The following is a 19,839-nucleotide window of genomic DNA, read 5'->3' as shown; positions in this document are numbered from 1 at the left end:
TCGACAAAAAAGGGCTGAACCGTCGCCGGTGCAGCCCTTTTTTTCGAGGCGCGACGTCAGCGGTTCAATGGTGCGACACCCGCCGCCTGGCCGGGTTCAGCTTTGGCGGTGACGTCGGGGTTTTCCATGACCTGCAGAATCGACGCTTCCGGGTCGAAATCGTCTTCTTCCAGCTCAATGAATTCTTCGGGCAGGAAGATGTTCAGCACGATAGCGCACAACGCACCGACGGTGATCGGCGATTCGAAGATGTTGCGCAGCGCCTGCGGCAGTTCACGCAACACTTGCGGCACCGCCGCGATACCCAGGCCCATGCCCAGCGAGATCGCCACGATCAGCATGTTGCGCCGATGCAGGCCGGCCTCGGCAAGGATCTTGATCCCGGCCACGGCGACGGTGCCGAACATCACCAGCTCGGCGCCGCCAAGCACCGGTTTCGGCATCAATTGCAGCACCGCGCCGATCATCGGGAACAACCCGAGAATCACCAGCAATCCGGCAATGAAGAAGGCAACGTAGCGGCTGGCCACGCCGGTGAGCTGAATCACGCCGTTGTTCTGCGCGAAGGTCACCATCGGCATGCTGTTGAACACCGCTGCCATGGCCGAGTTGAGCCCGTCGGCGAGCAGGCCGGATTTGATTCGGCGGATGTACAACGGGCCTTTGACCGGTTGCCGCGAAATCATCGAGTTGGCGGTCAGGTCGCCGGCCGCTTCCAGTGGCGAAACGAGGAAAATGACCGCCACCGGCACGAACGCCACCCAGTCGAAATTGAAGCCGTACTTGAACGGCACTGGCACGCTGACCAGCGGCACCTCGGGCATCGCAGCGAAATCCACCGTGCCCATCAACCAAGCCACTACGTAGCCGAGGGTAAGACCGATAACAATCGCGCCCAGACGCAGAAACGGCACGTCGACGCGGTTCAACACGACAATGGTGCCAATTACCAGCGCCGCCAGAAACACATGGCTGGCAGCGCCGAGGTCAGGTGCGCCGAAGCCGCCGGCGATGTCGGTCATCGCCACTTTGATCAGTGATAAACCCATCAGGGTGATGATCGTGCCGGTCACCACCGGCGTGATCAGCATGCGCAGCTTGCCGATGAATTGGCTGAGTACTACTTCGATGAATGCAGCGAAGAAACACACGCCGAAGATGGTCGAGAGGATTTCGTCAGTGCCGCCGCCGCGCGCCTTGACCATGAAACCGGCGCTGAGAATCACGCTGATAAAGGAAAAACTGGTGCCTTGCAGGCAGAGCAGGCCGGAGCCCACCGGGCCAAAGCGCTTGGCCTGGACAAACGTGCCGAGGCCGGAGACGAACAGCGCCATGCTGATCAAGTAAGGGATCTCACTTTGCAGGCCCAGCGCGCCGCCCATGATGAGGGTCGGGGTGATGATGCCAACGAAACTCGCCAGCACGTGCTGCAGCGCGGCGAACACCGTGGCGGTCAGGTGTGGACGGTCGTTGAGGCCGTAGATCAGGTCGTTGTTGCGCGGGGTTTTATCGGAGGCGGTCATGGTCAGGTGCGCGCCGCGAGGCGGAGCCGGGTCAGAAAATGGGTGCGCAGAATGCCGCAAGCGGACGGCGAGGGCAACGAGCAATAACTGCCTGAAAGGTCAGGTTTTACTGCCTCTCCCTTGTTCTGATCGTTGCCATGCTCCGCGTGGGAATGCAGCCCGGGACGCTCCGCGTCCCTTCCAGAGCTGGAACGCGGAGCGTCCCTTGAGGCATTCCCACGCAGAGCGCGGGAACGATCAAACGTGCCTCGACCGGCAATGGAAAAGCGCCCGTGGCATTGGCATACTCCCGCGCATGACTTTCGACTCCCCCCACAGTGCCTGGCAATACGCCGTTGAACACAAGGGTTTCATCCAGGATGAAGCCCAGGAACTCGCGGTCTGGGCCTTGCAGAAATGCCACGAAGCCCTGCATGCCGGCGTCCGTTCGGTCAACGGCGTGTACCTGTGGGGGCCGGTCGGGCGCGGCAAGACCTGGCTGATGGATCAGTTCTACCAAAGCCTGCGGGTGCCGGCGCGGCGACAGCACTTTCATCACTTCATGGGCTGGGTGCATCAGCGTTCGTTTCAGCTGAGCGGCATCGCCGATCCGCTGCGCGCCCTGGCCAGAGAACTCGCCGCCGACGTGCGCGTGCTGTGTTTCGATGAGCTGTTCGTCAATGACATCGGCGACGCGATCATTCTCGGGCGACTTTTTCAGGTGATGTTCGACGAAGGTGTGGTGGTCGTCTGCACATCCAACCTGCCGCCGGACGAGCTGTACGCCGATGGTTTCAATCGCGACCGTTTCACTCCGGCCATTGCGGCGATCAAGGCGCATATGCAGGTGGTCGCGGTGAATGGCGCCGAGGATCATCGCTTGCATCCGGGCACGATCGAACAACGCTATTTTGTCCGCACAGCCGATTCGCCAAGCGCGCTGAGGGCTGTTTTCGAAGCGCTGATTGCGGGTGAAAGCAGCAGTGAAGATCCCGTCGCCGTCGGCCATCGCATGCTCAACGTGGTAAAGGCCAGTGAATCCATTCTGTGGTGCCGTTACCACGATCTGTGCGAGCAGCCTTTTGCCGCCATGGACTTCATCGCTCTGTGCGATCGCTACCGGGCTATTCTGTTGAGCGAAGTGCCAAACCTCAGCGCGCAGAAGCGCGAGGGGCGCATCGCCCGCGGCACCGAGGACGGCGCCGAGCGCGTGGTCGCCGGCGATCGGGAGCTGCCGCAGTTGTCGGTGCATGACGACGGCGTGCGCCGCTTCATCGCGCTGGTCGACGAGTGTTACGACCGCAAAGTGCCGCTGTACGTCGAGGCAAGCGTGCCAATGCACGCGCTGTACACCGAGGGTTACTTGCAATTCCCGTTTCGCCGCACGCTAAGCCGCTTGCAGGAGATGCAGTTGCAGCGTTTCGCCGAAGTTTGAAAGAGGAGGGCGCACAGATGAGCCAAGCGTTGTCCCATCATTTGCTGACCATGGCCTACCAGAATGCCTGGGCCAACCATCGCCTGGCCAAGGCCTGGATCCAGCTTGAGGCCACAGAACTCGCGGCGCTACGGGTAAGCTTCTTCCCGAGCATCCGCCTCACGCTTAATCACATCCTCACCTGCGACTGGTTCTATGTCGACGCGTTGGAGCGCGAATTGCGCGGTGACGAGCCGCACCCTGATTGCTACGTGTTCTTTAATGCGGATGAGCCGTTTACCGACGCCGCCGTGCTGCGTGAGGAACAGGCACGCGTTGATCGCCGGCTGATTGCCTATTGCGAGCAACTGCGCGATACCGATCTGGCGAGAATCGTCACCATCGCCCGCGATACGCCGCAGCATGACAGCCGCCTGCGTATGCTCTCGCACCTGTTCGAACACCAGATTCATCATCGCGGCCAAGTGCATGCCATGCTCAGCAGCACGACGGTGAAGCCACCGCAACTGGATGAATTTTTCTGTGTCGGCGAAAGCACATTGCGCGCCGAAGACTTCGCCGAACTGGGCTGGACTGAAGAACTTATCTGGGGCCACTGACCGCGAAAGATCGCAGCCTCGTTGCACTCGTCAACTCCTACACATATCGGACCGTAGGCGCTGACGAGTGCAACGAGGCTGCGATCTTTTGATCTTCAGCTTTTCAAGTTGCCCTCTCAGGCGCACCCAAGCTAATGTCCCCCCTAGGCCTTCCAGCTAGCACCTTGCGCGCCGGGGCTCTTTGTTTATCGGGGATGGAAATGGATTCCGCAGAAATACTTGTACTTCAGGCCAGTTACACCAACCCGGTGCACGCCGAAGCCATCGGCATCGTGCTCAACCACTACGCCGAAGATCCCATGGGCGGCGGTCACCCGATCTCGCCCGAACTGCTGCAACGCCTGCCCGAAGAACTCGCCCGCCGCCCGCATGCCTTCAGCGTGCTGGCCTTCGTTGGCGGCGAACCGGCCGGGCTGGTCAACTGTTTCGAAGGCTTCTCGACCTTTGCTTGCAAACCGCTGGTCAACGTTCACGATGTTGCCGTGGTCGGCAAATTCCGCGGCCTGGGGCTCAGCCAGAAAATGCTGCAGAAGGTTGAAGAGATCGCCCGCCAGCGTGGCTGCTGCAAAATTACCCTGGAGGTGTTGGAAGGCAATACTGTGGCGCAGGGTTCATATCGCAAATTCGGCTTTGCGCCGGGGATGTTCAATCCGGATCACGGACGGATGCTGTTCTGGACAAAGGATTTACCGGCCTGAAAGGCCCGCCAATCACCGGCCCGGACATAAAAAAAAGGCGCCCAGGGCAGGGCGCCTAAATATCATCTCCCTGGCCAGAGCGGAGCCACGGGAGGTCCATCGGTTGCTCGGTAAAGCTCAGTCGCGATAAGACTCGGTTACCTGCGCCGTCTGGTCAGCAGGAACGCGAGTTTCTTTCGCGTTGGCATCGGCCTTCTGCTCGCTTTGTGCGTGCTGGACCGGGAAATTGCTGTAGTGATAACGCATGCGCTCGGCACCGCCTTCAGCGAAGGCGCTGGTAGAGCCGACAGCGAGCAGGGCGGTGAGGATGACTGTGGTGGTTTTCATATTGCCTCCTACTGAACAAGTGGGAGTCGGTTCGTCCTTGAAGCAGACCGCGATAGAGAGTCTGGGTCGCGACCATTAACAATGGGTTAACGCTCGCTCAGCGCTATATTGCGGCGTATTACAGAAACACCATGACCGGCGGGCACAAAAAAGGGCCTTGCGGCCCTCTGTCGTTTTACTTCTGCGCTACTTCCGCAGGAACAGGGTGCGGGGGCTTCATCAGACTGAAGTCAATCAACGCCCGCCTCGGTGCCTGATACGGGTCACCAATCAGCAGCTTGCGCGGTACGAAGCTGTCGCTGACCAGGCTTTTGCTGCGATCCAGCTCATCGGAGCTCAACCCGGCCAAGTCCGCCCAGGTGTGAATGAACTGCGAGCTGCTGTACGGGCGGCTGAGGTCGCCGGCGAAGTTCCAGTCGTGGTTTTCCTTCCACTTCGGCGAGGCCCAGGCCATGAACGGAATGGTGTACATCGGCGCAGTCGGTTTGTTTTCGTTGCGACCCAGGGTGCTGTGGCCGGCTGAGTCGAAGACGTCTTCGCCGTGGTCAGAGAGGTAAAGCAGGAAGCCATTCGGGTCGGTTTTGGCGTAGTCCCTGATCAGGCTCGAAACCACGAAATCGTTGTACAGCACAGCATTGTCGTAGCTGTTGTAGGTCGGTACCTGATCGTCACGTACGCCGGCCGGTACGCCCTGGCGATCCTTGAACTTGTCGAACGTCGGTGGATATCGGTACTGGTAGCTCATGTGCGTGCCGAGCAAATGCACCACGATCAACTTGCGCGGCGCTGCATCGGCCAGCGCTTTGTTGAACGGCTCGATGACGTCGCCATCGTACTGGGCCGAGTTCTGGTTGCGGTTGTTGTTGAGATACACCTGCTCGTCGGCCTGTTCGGAAAAGGTCGTGAGCATGGTGTTGCGCTTGGTCATGGTCTGCTGGTTGGTGATCCAGAAAGTCTTGAAACCGGCCTGTTTCATCACGCTGACCAGCGACGGTGTCGACAGGTACAGGTCGGGATTCTGCTCGTCGGCAAAGGTCAGCACCTGCTGCAACGCTTCGATGGTGTAGGGGCGCGGTGTGATGACGTTGTCGAAGATCGCCAGTTGATCCTTGAGCTTGTCCAGTTCCGGCGTTGTATTGCGCGGGTAACCGTAAAGGCTCATGCGCTGGCGATTGGTCGATTCACCGATGACCAGCACCAGCGTCGCCGGCTGACCGGCCGAAGCGTCCTTGAGGTTTTTCAGCGGTGGGATCTTGCTCGCGCTGTCGAGCATGCCTTGCATGTCCTCGAGCGTTTCCAGATAACGGTGATAGGCCACGGCCATCTGCCACGGCACGGCAGGCTCGATGCGGGTTTCGAATTTCTCGAAGCCTTCGGCAAAGTTGCCCATGCGCATCGTCTGTTTGATGAGCGGGTAGCCGGCCACGGCAATCACGATCGCGGTCGCGGCAGCCAGCGCGCGACCACGGGGCATGTACACCGGGCGCAGCCGCGTCCACAGGAAGTACGCGACCGCGGTATGGGCGAGGAACGCCGGGATCATCCACCAGGCAAAGTATTGCGTCATGTACTCGCCGGCTTCCGACACGTTCGACTCGAACATGATGAAGATGACGCTCTGCGAGAACTCCTGCTGGTAAATGAAGAAGTAACCCAGACTGGCCATCGAGCAGCCCCACAACACCACACCGATGATCGCCGCAAGCACACGAGTCTGTTTGGGGAATAGAAGCATCGGCGCCAGCCACAGCGCGCTCATCACGAATGCCTGACGAAATCCGGTGAAGCCGGAAGTGCCGGTCAGTTGGATCAGCAGTTGGGTAATGCCCGAGAAGTACCAGAAGAAGATGAACAGCCAGATGAATCCGGCCCAGTCGAAACCGCTCGCAGTCGTTTTGCTGCGTTTGAACAATGCCATTCAGCGCTCCAGCTCAATCATCAGACCCACGCCGGAAACGCTTCCATGACACCGACGAACAAGGCCGTACACGCAGGCACGGCCAGAATGGGGCGGAGTATCCCCAAGGGCATGTGAAAGATTTGTTAAGCGCCGCTTCGGATTTGTATCAGGCGGTCAGAGGGTGCAACGTGTCGGGAACGACGGGGGCCGTTCCCGAAGCAGGCGGGGATCAGGCGTGGGGTGCGCGCTGCACAACCGGACGTGGTTGCGGCTGCGAGCCCTGGGTCAGTGCGCGCAATTGCGCCAATTCGTGCTTCAACTGGTCACGCTCGTCTTTCAACTGGCGCAATTCATCGCGACGGATCGTAACGTAGAGGGTTTGTGGCGGCATTGCTGTGTGTACTGTGCCCATTGCTCACCTCGCAAATGGCGTGCATCAACTGTAAGTCACTCCTCGTTCCGAGGCGCTTGACTTACTATCGGCGCCAATTTTGATTTCTTTTGCCCTTAAAGGGAACTTTTTTATTTTTCATGGTCGGTGTGTCTTCGGCAGGATTCGGGGCGTTATCACTCTGGATCGGGCACAATGCCCGGAAACTTCATCGCAACGCTCTGGACTAACCTCCATCAGTCGCGTTGGGCTATAACCAATGACACACATTTATTTGTAGTAAGGAGCATCAGCACATGCAACTCGGGATTATTGGACTGGGCCGCATGGGCGGCAATATTGCGCGACGTCTGATGCTCAACGGTCACACCACCGTTGTTTACGACCGCAATACCGCTTTCATCGACAACCTGGTCGCCGAGGGCTCCACCGGCGTCGCCGACTTGCCGGCTCTGGTCGCCGGTCTCGACAAGCCGCGCGCTGTCTGGGTCATGCTGCCGGCCGGCGCACCGACCGAAGACACCATCAACACCCTGAGCGAACTGCTCGAACCCGGCGATACCATCATCGACGGCGGCAACACCAACTATAAGGACGACATTCGTCGGGCCAGAACCTTGAATGAAAAGGGCCTGCACTACATCGACGTCGGTACCTCCGGCGGCGTATGGGGCCTGGAACGCGGTTATTGCATGATGATCGGTGGCGACGCCGAAACGGTCCAGCGTCTGGACCCGCTGTTCGCCGCTCTGGCGCCGGGCATGGGCGACATCCCGCGCACCAGGGACCGCAAGTCTGATGACCACCGTGCCGAACACGGCTACATCCACGCCGGTCCTGCCGGTGCCGGGCACTTCGTGAAGATGATTCACAACGGCATCGAGTACGGCATGATGGCCGCGTTCGCCGAGGGCTTCGACATTCTCAAGACCAAATCCAGCGAACGTCTGCCGGAAGATCAGCGTTTCGACCTGAATGTGGCAGACATCGCCGAAGTCTGGCGTCGTGGCAGCGTCGTATCGTCCTGGCTGCTCGACCTGACCGCCGATGCACTGGCCAGCGATCCAAAGCTCGATGGTTTCTCTGGCTCGGTCGCCGACAGCGGCGAAGGCCAATGGACCATCGAGGCGGCGATGGAGCAAGCGGTGCCGGTGCCGGTGCTGTCCAACTCGCTGTTCTCCCGTTACCGCTCGCGCGGGCAGGGCACCTTTGGTGACAAGATCCTGTCGGCACAACGCTTCGGCTTCGGCGGCCACGTGGAGACCACGAAAAAATGACCCGTACGATCCGCAGAAAATCCAAGGCAGAACCCGCACCACCGACCACGCTGTTTTTGTTCGGTGCCCACGGCGACCTGGTCAAGCGCTTGCTCATGCCAGCGCTGTACAACCTCAGTCGCGACGGCCTGCTCGACGAGAATCTGCGGATCGTCGGCGTTGATCACAACGCAATCACTGATGACGCCTTCGCGCAGAAGCTCGAAGACTTCATCCGTACCGAAGTGGCGGCGAAAGTCGGCAAGGGCGATCAGATGCTTGATCCGGTCTTGTGGGCCAAGCTCGCCCAAGGTATCAGCTACGTCCAGGGTGACTTCCTGGACGACAGCACCTATTCAGCGTTGGCGGCGAAAATCGCCGACAGCGGCACCGGCAATGCGGTGTTCTATCTGGCCACCGCGCCGCGTTTCTTCAGTGAAGTCGTGCGCCGTCTCGGCGCTGCGAAATTGCTCGAAGAGACCCCCGAAGCATTCAGAAGGGTGGTCATCGAGAAGCCGTTCGGCTCCGATCTGCAGACCGCCGAAACCTTGAACGCTTGCCTGCTCAAGGTCATGAGCGAGAAGCAGATCTACCGGATCGACCATTACCTGGGCAAGGAAACCGTGCAGAACATTCTGGTCAGCCGGTTCTCCAACAGCCTGTTCGAAGCGTTCTGGAACAACCATTACATCGACCACGTGCAGATCACCGCCGCCGAAACTGTCGGCGTCGAAACCCGTGGCAGTTTTTACGAACACACCGGCGCACTGCGCGACATGGTACCCAATCACCTGTTCCAGTTGCTGGCGATGGTCGCCATGGAACCGCCGGCCGCTTTTGGCGCTGACGCGGTGCGCGGTGAGAAGGCCAAGGTGGTCGGGGCGATACGTCCCTGGTCGACGGAAGAAGCCCGGGCCAACTCGGTGCGCGGCCAGTACAGCGCCGGCGAGCGCGAAGGCCAGCCATTGAAGGGTTATCGCGAAGAAGCCAACGTTTCACCCGACAGCACCACCGAAACTTACGTGGCGCTGAAGGTGATGATCGACAATTGGCGCTGGGTCGGCGTGCCGTTCTACCTGCGCACCGGCAAGCGCATGAGCGTGCGCGACACCGAAATCGTCATCTGCTTCAAACCGGCGCCGTATGCGCAGTTCCGCGACACCGAAGTCGACGAGTTGCAGCCGACCTACCTGCGCATCCAGATCCAGCCGAACGAAGGCATGTGGTTCGACCTGCTGGCCAAACGGCCGGGGCCGGCACTGAACATGGCCAACATCGAACTGGGTTTCGCCTACAAGGACTTCTTTGAGATGCAGCCTTCGACCGGCTATGAAACCTTGATCTACGACTGCCTGACCGGCGACCAGACGCTGTTCCAGCGCGCCGACAATATCGAGAACGGCTGGAGAGCCGTGCAGCCGTTCCTGGATGCGTGGCAGCAGGACGCCAGCGTCGAGGCCTACGCGGCAGGTGAAGATGGCCCGCAAGCAGCCGAAGACCTCCTGACCCGCGATGGCCGCGTCTGGCATGGCCTGGGATGAGTGACTTGGCGAAACAACCCATCCGTTTTCTGCTCAGCGACATGGACGGCACCTTGTTGCTGCCTGATCACACACTGAGCCAACGCACCATTGACGCCGTGCGCTCGTTGCGCGAGTCCGGCGTGCTGTTCAGCCTCGCCAGCGGGCGCCCGCCCAAAGCCATGCTGCAACAGATCGAGGCCTTGGGCGTTGATCTGCCGACAGCTGCATTCAATGGCGGCACCATCGTCAAACCGGACGGCACGCTGTTGGCCGCGCATTATTTACCGGCGACCACGGCATTGATCGCACTGGCACTGTTCGCCGATCAGCCGGACGTGGAAATCTGGGTGTTCAGCGGCGGCGACTGGCTGCTCAAGGATCCGCTCGGGCCAATGGTCCCGCGTGAGCAGAACGGCCTCGGCTATCCGCCGGTAGTCGTGGAGAGTTTTGAACCGTATCTGCAACGTATCGACAAGATCGTAGCGACCAGCAACAACACCGAACTGTTGATTGAGCTGGAGGCGCAACTGTTGCCCAAGGTCAACGGCATGGCGCAGGTGTCGCGTTCACAGCCTGTGTATCTTGATGTCACCGCACTGGAGGCCAACAAAGGCACCGCGCTGACGACGATTGCCGAATACCTCGGCGTGCCGTTGGAACAGACCGCAGTCATCGGCGACGGCGGCAACGATCCGGCAATGTTCAAATGCGCCGGATTATCGATTGCCATGGGCCAGGCGGAAGAGGCCGTCAAGCGCCAGGCCGATGTCGTCACCGCACCAAACACTGAAGACGGCGTGGTCCTGGCGATCGAGAAATACATTCTTCCGCAGTGATGCAACACAAACCAATGCGGGTGCGTGCGCAAGATCCCGGCAACACACAAAACCAATGTGGGAGCGGGCTTGCTCGGGAAAGCGGTGTGTCATTCAACGAATCTGTTGGCTGACACTCCCTCTTCGTGAGCAAGCCCACTCCCACAGGGTTTGGTGGCGTTCGCGAGATCCCGGCAACACACAAAACCAATGTGGGAGCGGGCTTGCCCGCGAAAGCGGTGTGTCAGTTAACGAATCTCTTTACTGACACTCCCTCTTCGTGAGCAAGCCCACTCCCACAGGTTTATTCAGTGTTGGTCAGAGCCAGTAGCTCACGGCATACCAACCCAGCGACCCCATGACCACGGTGTACGGCACCGCCATCCACACCATCCGCCCGTACGACAAGCGCACCAGCGGCGCGATCGCCGAGGTCAGCAGGAACAAAAACGCGGCTTGACCATTGGGTGTCGCCACACTCGGCAGGTTGGTGCCGGTGTTGATCGCAATCGCCAATGTCTCGAAATGCTCGCGACTCATGTGCCCGGCGAGGAACGCCTGTTTCACTTCGGTGATGTAAATGGTCGCGACAAACACGTTATCGCTGATCGCCGAGAGCAGGCCATTGGCGATAAACAACATGCCCGGCTGTTGCTCCACTGGCAGCGCCAGCACCCACTGGATCAGCGGGGCGAACAGTTGCTGATCATGGATGACCGCCACCACCGCAAAAAACACCACCAGCAGCGCCGTGAACGGCATGGCGTCCTTGAACGCACCGCCCAGGCGATGTTCGTCAGTGATCCCGGTAAACGCAGTGATCAACACAATCACCATCAAACCGATCAGGCCGACTTCAGCCAAGTGAAACGCCAGGCATCCGATCAGAATCAGCGCTGCCGCACCTTGCACGTGCAACGCTGCCGTTTGGCGTGGCGTGCGCTCGGCGTTGTCCTCGGCAGCGTAGTTGGCCAGCACCGTACGCACGTTATCCGGCAGCAGGGTGCCGTAACCGAACCAGCGCAGCTTCTCCAGCAGCACGCACGTCACCAGACCCGCCGCGAGCACGGGCAGCGACACCGGGGCAACTTTCTGGAAGAACTCACCGAAATGCCAGCCCATCTCATGACCGATCAACAGATTCTGCGGCTCACCGACCAACGTGCAGACACCACCGAGCGCCGTACCGACCGCGCCATGCATCAACAGGCTGCGCAGAAAAGCGCGGAATTGATTGAGGTCTTCGTGATGCAGCTTCGGCAGCTGGCGGTCATCTGTGAACTCACTGTCCTGGCGCGGATCATTGCCCGAAGCGACCCGGTGATACACCGAGTAAAACCCCACAGCCGCACTGATGATCACCGCCGTCACCGTCAACGCATCCAGAAACGCAGAGAGAAACGCCGACAAGAAGCAGAACATCAGCGCCAGAATGGCTTTCGAACGCACGCCCAACAGCAGCCGCGAAAACAGAAACAGCAGCAAATCCTTCATGAAGTAAATGCCGGCCACCATGAACATCAGCAGCAGGATGACCGGGAAGTTGTGCACCAACTCGTCATAGAGCGCTTGCGGCGTGGTCATTTTCAGCAGCAGCGCTTCAATCAACAACAACCCGCCCGGCATCAATGGATAACACTTGAGCGCCATGGCCAGCGTGAAAATGAACTCGATCACCAGGAGCCAGCCTGCCGCGACCGGGCCTACAGTGAACAGCACCACGGCATTGAGGATGAGAAATCCGACGATGGTCGCCTTGTACCAACGTGGCGATTGCCCGAGGAAGTTGTGCGCTAACGCCTGGGCGATTGAACCGGACATCGGCTGCTCCTTTTATTAAGAAGCGCGAAAGTTGCCGGATGTTTCAGGGAAGATCAAGTCGCCGATCAACTCGCCCCCCGCGTTGGCCGTCGAATACTCACTGATTCAGATAACGCGCGACCATTGCCCGGTAGTTGCCATCCAGCGAATACCCGCCGACAACAATGGCGCCGTCCGTTTGCACGGCCAGGGAGTTGGCCGTATCGAGACTTCGGCCCAGTCGCGTGCGCAGCCAGCCGCTACCTTGGCCAAACGCTGGATCGAGGCTGCCATTGCGTTGATAGCGGGCGACCATGAAGTCCGTCTCGACCCCGCCGATGGTCGCCCCGACAGCGATAATTCGACCGTCGCTCATCAACTGGGCGGCGTTCCACTGGCAGCCATTGGGACCGATATCCAGCACTTGGGGCAGGCCATGGTGACAATGCGAGTCCGGACGGCCGTTGGCGTGCAGCACAAATGTCAGGCAGCGGATCGGATCGCGGCTGCTGCCGAAACAAAGCAGCCTGTCGTCGGAGTCGATGATCTGACTGACCTGTGCGCTATTGCCGTGCGCCTTGAAGGCCAAGAAGCCGTCCACGGCAAAGTGCTCATCCAGGCTTCCATCGCGGCGATACACCGCCAGCAGGCCTTGTTGCGGGAAGTCGATGGAACCTGCGACGACGATGCGCCCATCCTGCTTCAACAGCAGCGTGCTCAACCAAGTATTGAGCAGCAGGTGGCGGACCATGACAAATCCGCGCCCGTTGAACGATTCATCCAGACGGCCATCGGGCTGCAGACGAATCAGCATCCCGGCGTGATCGGCGAGGCTGAAATGATGGTTGGCGATCAGTACAATGCGGCCGTCTTCCTGCACCGCGAAATCACAGGCTTCGACACCCGGCACGCCCGGCGGCAACCAGTTGTCGCGGGTGCCGATGGACAGTTCGCCGGGAAGCCGCACGACCTGGAAGCCGTCATCGCCAAAGGTTCGGTCTGGTTGGCCGTTGGCATCAAACAGGGCGAGGGCGGGCAGGGTGCGATGGGCGTTTTCATAATGCAGGCCCGCCAGCAGCGTCCTCCCGTCAGGTAACACCTGAACCTTGCCGGCCCTGGCCTCGAAATCTCCGACGAAGCTGCCGATCACGCTGCCCTGACTGCCAAAGGACAAATCCGCCGAACCATCGGCCAGCAGCCGCGCCACGCCAAAACGACTGCCTCTTGGCGTGCCAACCTTGGCGGCGACCAGAATCCGTCCCTGTGCATCAAGCGCGACATGCTGGGTCTGGCTGGACAGACTGCCGGCGAAGTACACCTGCGCGATACCGCCAATAGCGAACGACAGGTCGAGCGAGCCGGAGTTGTTCCATGCAGTGGGCAGCGCATAAGTGTTCAGGGTAGTCATGCACGCGTCTCCTTGCGAGTGAACCGATACCCAGTGATTGGGAGGCTGACTGCACGAGCGAAACATTCAATCCCTGAACCGCAAGAAGTACAACTGGGCAAATCAACAGAACGACGGTCGCACTGTGCCAGAACAGTGTCTTGTTGAACCAGTCGCAAGCGAGCCAAGTATTCAAGCAACCTGACCCGGGAACTAACGGTTTCCGGCAATAACAAGGGCGGATGACTTCAAGTCATCCGCCCTTGTTCGATCATCAGTGTGGCATCGACCAGGATTGCAACAGGTGGCCGTCTTCGCTTAGTTCGGCGCGGGCCTGCTGCAGCAGTTGCTCAAGTTGCGCCGGATCAGAGTAGGCGCTGCTCGGAATCTGTTTGCGACCGATGTGGGAATTGGTGCGGTCGACGACGGTCAGGCTCAGTTCACCATTGCCGTCTTGTGGCGCCCAGGCCACGCACTGGAAAGGCTTGAACGCGTGGTTGGCAATCAAAAGGGCTTCGTTGATACGGAGCGGGGCAGTCATGGGTTCTTCTCTCTATTAGCGCCCAATCAAGTGATGTGCCGTCGGTTGGGCTTACCGTGCGGCGGGTTACTTGTACTGATGCACGCAACCGGGGGGTGGGTCACAAATGACACAAAGATTTTTTAACTTGAGTGCGCGCGAATCAAGATCATTAAATAGTCGATAGCTAACTAACAACTGCAGTTCTTATAACTACTTTCACACCTCGCCTATAAGCAATCGGTACAAGCCTGCGTCAATATCTTGCTAGTGTTACAACCGGGTCTGCCAAACGACTGTTTTTACGATCATTTATCAAATTTGGCGCCAAGGAACAGTCATGAGCGAAGCGCCTGCGTCGAGACGTTTACTGGTGGTCGATCCCTGCGACGACTGCCATCGCCTGTTGCCCGGATTGCGCGCCGTGGGCTGGGATGTCGACAGTTGCAATTTGGAAAACGCCGCCGCTCGCGCCTGTGATGTCGGCCTGCTGCGCCTGCAACCTTTTCATCTGGAGCGTCCCGAGGCGGTCAAAGAGCTGATCAGCCGCAGCGGCACCGAGTGGATCGCCGTGCTCAACCAGGAAGTCCTGCGTTTACAGAATGTCGGTGACTTCGTCTGTGAATGGTTTTTCGATTTCCACACCTTGCCCTTCGATGTTTCACGCGTCCAGGTAACCCTCGGCCGCGCGTTCGGCATGGCGCGCTTGCGCGGGCAGGGGACGATCCATGTCGACCAACCCGAACACGAATTGCTCGGCGACAGCAAACCGATCCGCGAACTGCGCAAACTGCTGAGCAAACTGGCGCCCACCGAGTCACCCGTGCTGATTCGCGGTGAAAGCGGCACTGGCAAGGAACTGGTCGCCCGCACGCTGCATCGTCAATCCCAGCGCCATAACAAACCATTCGTAGCGATCAATTGCGGGGCAATTCCCGAGCACCTGATCCAGTCCGAATTGTTTGGCCATGAGAAAGGCGCTTTTACCGGCGCGCATCAGCGCAAGGTCGGGCGCATCGAAGCCGCCAATGGCGGCACGTTGTTCCTCGATGAAATTGGCGATCTACCGCTGGAACTGCAAGCCAGTCTGCTGCGTTTTCTCCAGGAAAAGCACATCGAGCGGGTAGGCGGCAGTCAGCCGATACCGGTGGATGTACGCGTGCTGGCAGCAACTCACGTTGACCTGGAAGCAGCGATCGAGAAGAAGCGTTTTCGCGAAGACCTGTATTACCGGCTCAACGTCCTGCAAGTGGTGACCGCGCCCCTTCGCGAACGCCATGGCGACCTGTCGATGCTGGCCAACCACTTTTCGCATTTCTACAGCCATGAAACCGGGCGCCGGCCTCGTAGCTTCAGCGAGGATGCGTTGATCGCGATGGGCAAGCATGACTGGCCGGGAAATGTGCGCGAGCTGGCTAACCGGGTAAGGCGCGGTTTGGTTTTGGCGGAGGGGCGGCAGATTGAAGCCCGGGATCTGGGATTGATCAGTCAGCATTCCATTGCTACCCCAATGGGCACGCTGGAGGATTACAAAACCCGGGCGGAACGGCAGGCGTTGTGTGATGTGTTGAATAGGCACAGTGACAATTTGAGTGTGGCCGCGAAAGTCCTCGGAGTTTCGCGGCCTACTTTTTATCGGTTGTTGCACAAGCATCAGATTCGTTGATTAGCTGAAGATCAACGGATCGCAACCTTCTGCAGCTCCTGCACGGAACAATGTAAGAGCTGCCGAAGGATGCGATCTTTTGCTTTGCGTTAGAAGTAATACGGGAATTTCAGGCTGAACGAAAAGTCCGGTGCATCATCGGTCATGCCAATCGACAAGTTAGGCACGATCGTCAGGTTGTCCGTGGCTGCAATGGTCATGCCGACGTTGAAGTAACCGGCGTTGGCGTCACTCGACACTACCGACTCCCAATCACCGCCGTCCTGCTTCAGCTTGCTTTTGCGCTGCACCAGATCGGAGACCGAGAACGACATACTCATCTTCTCATTGAGTGCGAAGGCGATACCGGCGCCGATCTGGAAGCTGTCGCCGATGCGCACTTTGCCTGGGGTTTTCTGATTGATGGTGGAGCTGATGTCGTCGAACGACTCTTCGAGGTTGTGCGTGTAGGAAAGGCTGCCGAACAGCACCGCCGGGTCGAAGGTCTTGACCAGCGAGATGCCTGGGGTGATCGACCAGACGCCGTTGCCGGTGGGCAGGGTATCGGGGACGAACAGGTTGGAGTTGGCATCGGTCTGGCGCAGTTTGATGCCGAACGGGTCTTTGCCGGTTGGCGCCTTGACGCGCAGGGTGACAACGGCGTCCGGGGTATTGACCGACTCGTCGAGGAACTTGTAGGCGATACCGAAGTTGACGTCGCCAATGGTTGGATCCTTGGTCACGGTTTCTTCAGTAGTGACACCGGCCGCGCCCTGGTTGCCGCCACCGGATTGGTAAGTCGACTCGCGGTACACCACCGGCACGTTCAGATCGAACTGCCAGCGGTTGTCGAAGTTATAGCGGCCGGTGAGGTCCAGGGTCCAGGTGTCGGCCTTGATCCGGTCGAGGTTGATGTTGCCGAGGAAGATCGAATCCAGCGCAAGGAAACCGTTGAGGATCAACTGACGGGTGTCGTAGCGCGAATAGGTCAGGCCGGTTTCGACGCTGAACTTGCCGCCGCCAAAGAAACCGCTGGCTTCGTCATACAGGTTGGAAACGCTCTGTGCCGGTTGTGAATCATCGGCCAGTGATTGACCGTAGGACGCGCCACTGCCCCCGGCGGCGCCTCCCGATGCAGCGGCCGCACCGGTGCCTGTGGCGGCTCCGGCGGCGACGCGATTGCCTTTCATGTCGGACGGCGATTTGGCCAGCCGTTTTGGCGGTGGGGCGGCGGGTTGTTCTTCTACCTGGCGGACCCGTTGTTCAAGTACCGCCAGGGCTTGTTGTTGTACTTCGTATCGTTGTTTCAGTTCCAGAAGTTCCCGTTTCAGGGCTTCTACGTCGGCGTCGGGTGCTGCTTGCAGCATTGCCGCCGGTAGAAGGGTACTCAAACACACTGCAGCACGCAGTGATACTGATCGATACATGAATAAGCCGTCCCTTTAAGCCCAATGATCGAGACTCAGCGTAGTTCAATATCCGATATTGCGTAGGGCCCCGAGTTGAGTCAGGTTGCAGTCCAGTGCACCGGCGCTTCTGCCGTTATTGTTAAGTACGACGTTGAGTTGCGTGAGGTTGTTGACCACGTTGGCGCTGCCCAGCAAGCGGGTGTTCTGCAGCAGCCCGCCCTGCGCGACCTGTTGCAGCGCGGTGCCTTGGTTGCCGCTGGCCTGAATCGCCATTTGCACGCCACCGCCATTGGCTGAAACCGCAACACTGCCGGCGCCGTTGCTGCCGGTAATGGTCTGACCGGCGACGAGCGCCTGACCTTGCGACGGCGCCAGTGCCGGCGCCTGACTGGCTTCGCTGACATTGATCGCGACATTGTTGTTGGCGGTGTTGCTATCGCCCGCCGCGCGCACGCTTTGGGTCACGCCTTGCGTGCTGTTGAGGCCGGCGCCGCCGATGACAGTGCCGGTGCCCAAGGTGGGCGTGCCGCCGTTGCCCGACTCCTTGATGGTCGAGACATAGAACTCCGGTTTGACGGTTGCAGCCTGGATCTGCATCGAGGTTGCGGCCCCGATCAAGTCGCCGCTGGCGTTGCGCCAAGTGCTGCTCATGACAATGCCGAAGCTGATGATCCGCCCCGGCATGACGTAACGACCGCGCAGCTCGGCGAGCTCCTGGTCTTTGATTTCGATGGGCTTGAATCCGGCATGGGCAAAACCTGACGCACTCGCGGCCAGGCAGGCGGCGGCCAGCCAGTATGAGGTTTTCATCTGCAGCTCCCGGGACGTCCAGTCCCATTCTCTAACTCGGCGATTAAAAGAAGTCGCTCTGAATGAACCCGAAATCCATCAATTCCGCATCTTTGACCGGGTTGAAACCGTCCAGCGAGTTCTTCGCCGTCAGCGGCACCGGAGGGCTGCGCAAGGCGTTGGCCTTGTCGTAACCCGGGCCGACGATGGCAAAGACAATGCCGTTCCAACCTTTGACAAAGTCATCGTGCTTGTAGCGCTTGTGACCCAGAACCGGATCACCGATGTAGACCCAGTCCTTGTCCGAACGCTGCAGGACGACGAAGTGCTTGTAGCCGCGAATGTCCATCAGAACCACCACCGGAATGGTCACCGCTTCGAGTTTCTCGGGCGGGATCCGGTAGCCACGGGCGCGCATGCCGATACTCTCTACGTAGCGCTTCATGTCGAGCATGGAAAAACCCTGGGTTCGCACCAGGTCCTGGTCAGCGTTGACCAGCATGCCTTTGATGATGTGCTCCTCATCGACGTCGAGCCAATAGGCCTGGCGCAGGACCGTCGCCAGTGCAGCCGCGCCGCAGCTGAAATCGGTTTTCTGTTCGACGATGTCGGCAAACTTGCGCTCACGAATACTTTGCACGTCCTTGTAGACCAGCACGCCACCCGGCAGGGCAGCGACGGGCATTTGCGCCGCCTGAGTCAGACCGCACAGACAAAGCAGAGCGAGGAGGGCAGGAGTCCGCATGATCGAATACGCCTGGTGGAACCTGGGAAAAAGCCCCGTTGCCGGGGCTTTCGTTTCGATCGCGATTACATGCAGGCCTTGCAACCTGCAGCGATGGACAGCGAGTTGCTTTGTTGGTTGCCGACACCGGCCGAGACGTTGGCTCCACCGTTACCGGAGAAGTTGTTCATCGAGTTGGTCATGTTGGCGTTGTTGACGACAGGGGTTTTCCAGCCGTCTTTGGTCAGCACTTGTTGGGTGGTGACGCCAGCGAGGCCAAAAGTACCCACGGCTTCGAACTTGGCTTTTTGATCATCGTTACCGCCGTGGCCGCCGCCACGGTTACCCCAACCGCCATGGTTGTCGTCTTCGATGGTCGCGGTGCCTTTGGCTTTGAACGTGCCAGCGGCTGCATAAGTACCGGTAAGGGTGTCGGTTTTGTATGCCTGCACGCCTTTGTTTTCTACAACCAGGCCAGTCGAGGACTGGTTGGCTGAGGCTGCAGCGGTGGCTACACGACCGCCGGACACAGCGATGGCGAGGTTGTTTTTCTGTTGGTTGAAGTTGCCCGAGCTCACGTTGATGCCGATGTTGCCCGAACCGTTGTTGCCGGCATTGTTGAGCGTGGCGTTGTTGAAGGTGGAGGAGTTTTTCACGTAGTTGTTGTTGTTCACCTGAGTCGCGCTCGAGGCTGCAACAGCATTGCCGAAGATGAAGCTTTCGTCAGCGGTGGCCAGCGCCGCAGCGTTGTCCTGTTGGTTGCCGTCGCCGGCTGCAACGTTGGCGCCCATGTTGCCGTTGGAGCCGTTGAGCGAGTCGCTGGCATTGGCGTTGTTCAGGGTGCCCTGGTTTTTCACCACGTTGCCGTCGCTGTTTTGCGCGTCGAGTACAGCGGCGCCGGCGCCTGCAGTGATCTGCAGCAGTTGATCAAGGTTAGGTCCCTGAGGCTGGCCGTGACCATTGCCGTGACCATTGCCATGCCCGTTACCACGACCGTCGGCCTGTGCTGCCATTGCCATCACTGCTGCGAGTGCGAAAACCAGTGGTTTGAGAGCCATTGTAGGTTTCATGGTTGTTTCTCCGTCGTGCTTATTAGTTGGTTAAGTGTTGGGACTTTTC

Annotated in this window: 18 protein-coding genes; 7 read left to right on the top strand and 11 right to left on the bottom strand. The window is 59.4% G+C overall.

Features of this window, described 5'->3' with window-relative positions:
* Positions 1–56: 56 nt before the first annotated feature.
* Positions 57–1,523, bottom strand: a complete 1,467-nt coding sequence (locus ACIGDJ_RS01260; protein ID WP_101159555.1) for a nucleobase:cation symporter-2 family protein — start codon at positions 1,521–1,523, stop codon at positions 57–59.
* A 295-nt stretch (positions 1,524–1,818) separates the two neighbouring features.
* On the opposite strand from ACIGDJ_RS01260, the gene zapE reads away from it, so the two are divergent.
* From zapE to ACIGDJ_RS01245, 3 genes are all read left to right on the top strand, one after another.
* Positions 1,819–2,937, top strand: a complete 1,119-nt coding sequence (zapE, locus tag ACIGDJ_RS01255; RefSeq protein ID WP_397478165.1) for a cell division protein ZapE — start codon at positions 1,819–1,821, stop codon at positions 2,935–2,937.
* 17 nt (positions 2,938–2,954) lie between these two features.
* Positions 2,955–3,536: a DinB family protein gene (locus ACIGDJ_RS01250; protein ID WP_397478164.1), complete on the top strand. Its 582-nt coding sequence runs from the start codon at positions 2,955–2,957 to the stop codon at positions 3,534–3,536.
* A 200-nt stretch (positions 3,537–3,736) separates the two neighbouring features.
* Positions 3,737–4,234 carry a GNAT family N-acetyltransferase gene (locus tag ACIGDJ_RS01245; protein ID WP_101159558.1) on the top strand — a complete coding sequence of 166 codons (498 nt, stop codon included), beginning with the start codon at positions 3,737–3,739 and terminating at the stop codon, positions 4,232–4,234.
* A 117-nt stretch (positions 4,235–4,351) separates the two neighbouring features.
* On the opposite strand, the gene ACIGDJ_RS01240 is transcribed toward ACIGDJ_RS01245, so the two are convergent.
* From ACIGDJ_RS01240 to ACIGDJ_RS01230, 3 genes are all read right to left on the bottom strand, one after another.
* On the bottom strand, positions 4,352–4,561 hold the full coding sequence (locus ACIGDJ_RS01240) for a hypothetical protein (protein ID WP_101159559.1): 210 nt from the start codon (positions 4,559–4,561) through the stop codon (positions 4,352–4,354).
* A 175-nt stretch (positions 4,562–4,736) separates the two neighbouring features.
* Positions 4,737–6,479 carry a phosphoethanolamine transferase CptA gene (locus ACIGDJ_RS01235; RefSeq protein WP_312999411.1) on the bottom strand — a complete coding sequence of 581 codons (1,743 nt, stop codon included), beginning with the start codon at positions 6,477–6,479 and terminating at the stop codon, positions 4,737–4,739.
* A gap of 211 nt (positions 6,480–6,690) precedes the next feature.
* Positions 6,691–6,873, bottom strand: coding sequence for a DUF6026 family protein (locus ACIGDJ_RS01230; RefSeq protein WP_016774671.1), 183 nt, complete (start codon positions 6,871–6,873; stop codon positions 6,691–6,693).
* A gap of 275 nt (positions 6,874–7,148) precedes the next feature.
* On the opposite strand from ACIGDJ_RS01230, the gene gnd reads away from it, so the two are divergent.
* The 3 genes from gnd to ACIGDJ_RS01215 are packed head-to-tail and all read left to right on the top strand — an operon-like array spanning position 7,149 to position 10,467.
* Entirely contained in the window at positions 7,149–8,129 is a 981-nt protein-coding gene (gene gnd, locus ACIGDJ_RS01225) for a phosphogluconate dehydrogenase (NAD(+)-dependent, decarboxylating) (RefSeq protein ID WP_101159561.1), read from the top strand.
* Positions 8,126–9,649 carry a glucose-6-phosphate dehydrogenase gene (gene zwf, locus ACIGDJ_RS01220; protein WP_397478163.1) on the top strand — a complete coding sequence of 508 codons (1,524 nt, stop codon included), beginning with the start codon at positions 8,126–8,128 and terminating at the stop codon, positions 9,647–9,649. The genes gnd and zwf overlap by 4 nt, the downstream gene beginning before the upstream one ends.
* On the top strand, positions 9,646–10,467 hold the full coding sequence (locus tag ACIGDJ_RS01215; protein ID WP_101159563.1) for an HAD family hydrolase: 822 nt from the start codon (positions 9,646–9,648) through the stop codon (positions 10,465–10,467). Before zwf ends, ACIGDJ_RS01215 begins: the two co-directional genes overlap by 4 nt.
* A gap of 297 nt (positions 10,468–10,764) precedes the next feature.
* On the opposite strand, the gene nhaB is transcribed toward ACIGDJ_RS01215, so the two are convergent.
* The 3 genes from nhaB to ACIGDJ_RS01200 form a co-directional block, all read right to left on the bottom strand.
* Positions 10,765–12,267 (bottom strand): sodium/proton antiporter NhaB, encoded by a 1,503-nt coding sequence (nhaB, locus tag ACIGDJ_RS01210; protein WP_397478162.1) that lies wholly within the window; start codon positions 12,265–12,267, stop codon positions 10,765–10,767.
* A 97-nt stretch (positions 12,268–12,364) separates the two neighbouring features.
* Positions 12,365–13,654: a hypothetical protein gene (locus ACIGDJ_RS01205; protein ID WP_397478161.1), complete on the bottom strand. Its 1,290-nt coding sequence runs from the start codon at positions 13,652–13,654 to the stop codon at positions 12,365–12,367.
* 253 nt (positions 13,655–13,907) lie between these two features.
* Complete coding sequence (locus ACIGDJ_RS01200) at positions 13,908–14,174, bottom strand: hypothetical protein (protein ID WP_101159567.1); 267 nt, start codon at positions 14,172–14,174, stop codon at positions 13,908–13,910.
* A gap of 319 nt (positions 14,175–14,493) precedes the next feature.
* Here ACIGDJ_RS01200 and ACIGDJ_RS01195 point away from each other — a divergent pair, with 319 nt between their 5' ends.
* On the top strand, positions 14,494–15,819 hold the full coding sequence (locus ACIGDJ_RS01195) for a sigma-54 dependent transcriptional regulator (protein WP_101159568.1): 1,326 nt from the start codon (positions 14,494–14,496) through the stop codon (positions 15,817–15,819).
* A gap of 89 nt (positions 15,820–15,908) precedes the next feature.
* Here the strand turns inward: ACIGDJ_RS01195 and ACIGDJ_RS01190 are convergent, their stop codons facing one another.
* From ACIGDJ_RS01190 to ACIGDJ_RS01175, 4 genes are all read right to left on the bottom strand, one after another.
* Positions 15,909–17,225, bottom strand: coding sequence for a hypothetical protein (locus ACIGDJ_RS01190; protein WP_101159569.1), 1,317 nt, complete (start codon positions 17,223–17,225; stop codon positions 15,909–15,911).
* Between the two features lie 45 nt (positions 17,226–17,270).
* On the bottom strand, positions 17,271–18,017 hold the full coding sequence (locus ACIGDJ_RS01185) for a hypothetical protein (protein WP_397478160.1): 747 nt from the start codon (positions 18,015–18,017) through the stop codon (positions 17,271–17,273).
* A 43-nt stretch (positions 18,018–18,060) separates the two neighbouring features.
* Positions 18,061–18,741 (bottom strand): C39 family peptidase, encoded by a 681-nt coding sequence (locus ACIGDJ_RS01180; protein ID WP_039760558.1) that lies wholly within the window; start codon positions 18,739–18,741, stop codon positions 18,061–18,063.
* Positions 18,742–18,806: 65 nt separating this feature from the next.
* On the bottom strand, positions 18,807–19,790 hold the full coding sequence (locus ACIGDJ_RS01175; RefSeq protein ID WP_397478159.1) for a heme utilization protein: 984 nt from the start codon (positions 19,788–19,790) through the stop codon (positions 18,807–18,809).
* Positions 19,791–19,839 lie beyond the last annotated feature (49 nt).

The sequence above is a fragment of the Pseudomonas sp. NPDC079367 genome, from assembly GCF_044542195.1.
GTDB lineage: Bacteria > Pseudomonadota > Gammaproteobacteria > Pseudomonadales > Pseudomonadaceae > Aquipseudomonas.
Note: the sequence above shows the minus strand (reverse complement) of the source record. Positions and strands in the feature narration are given on the sequence as shown.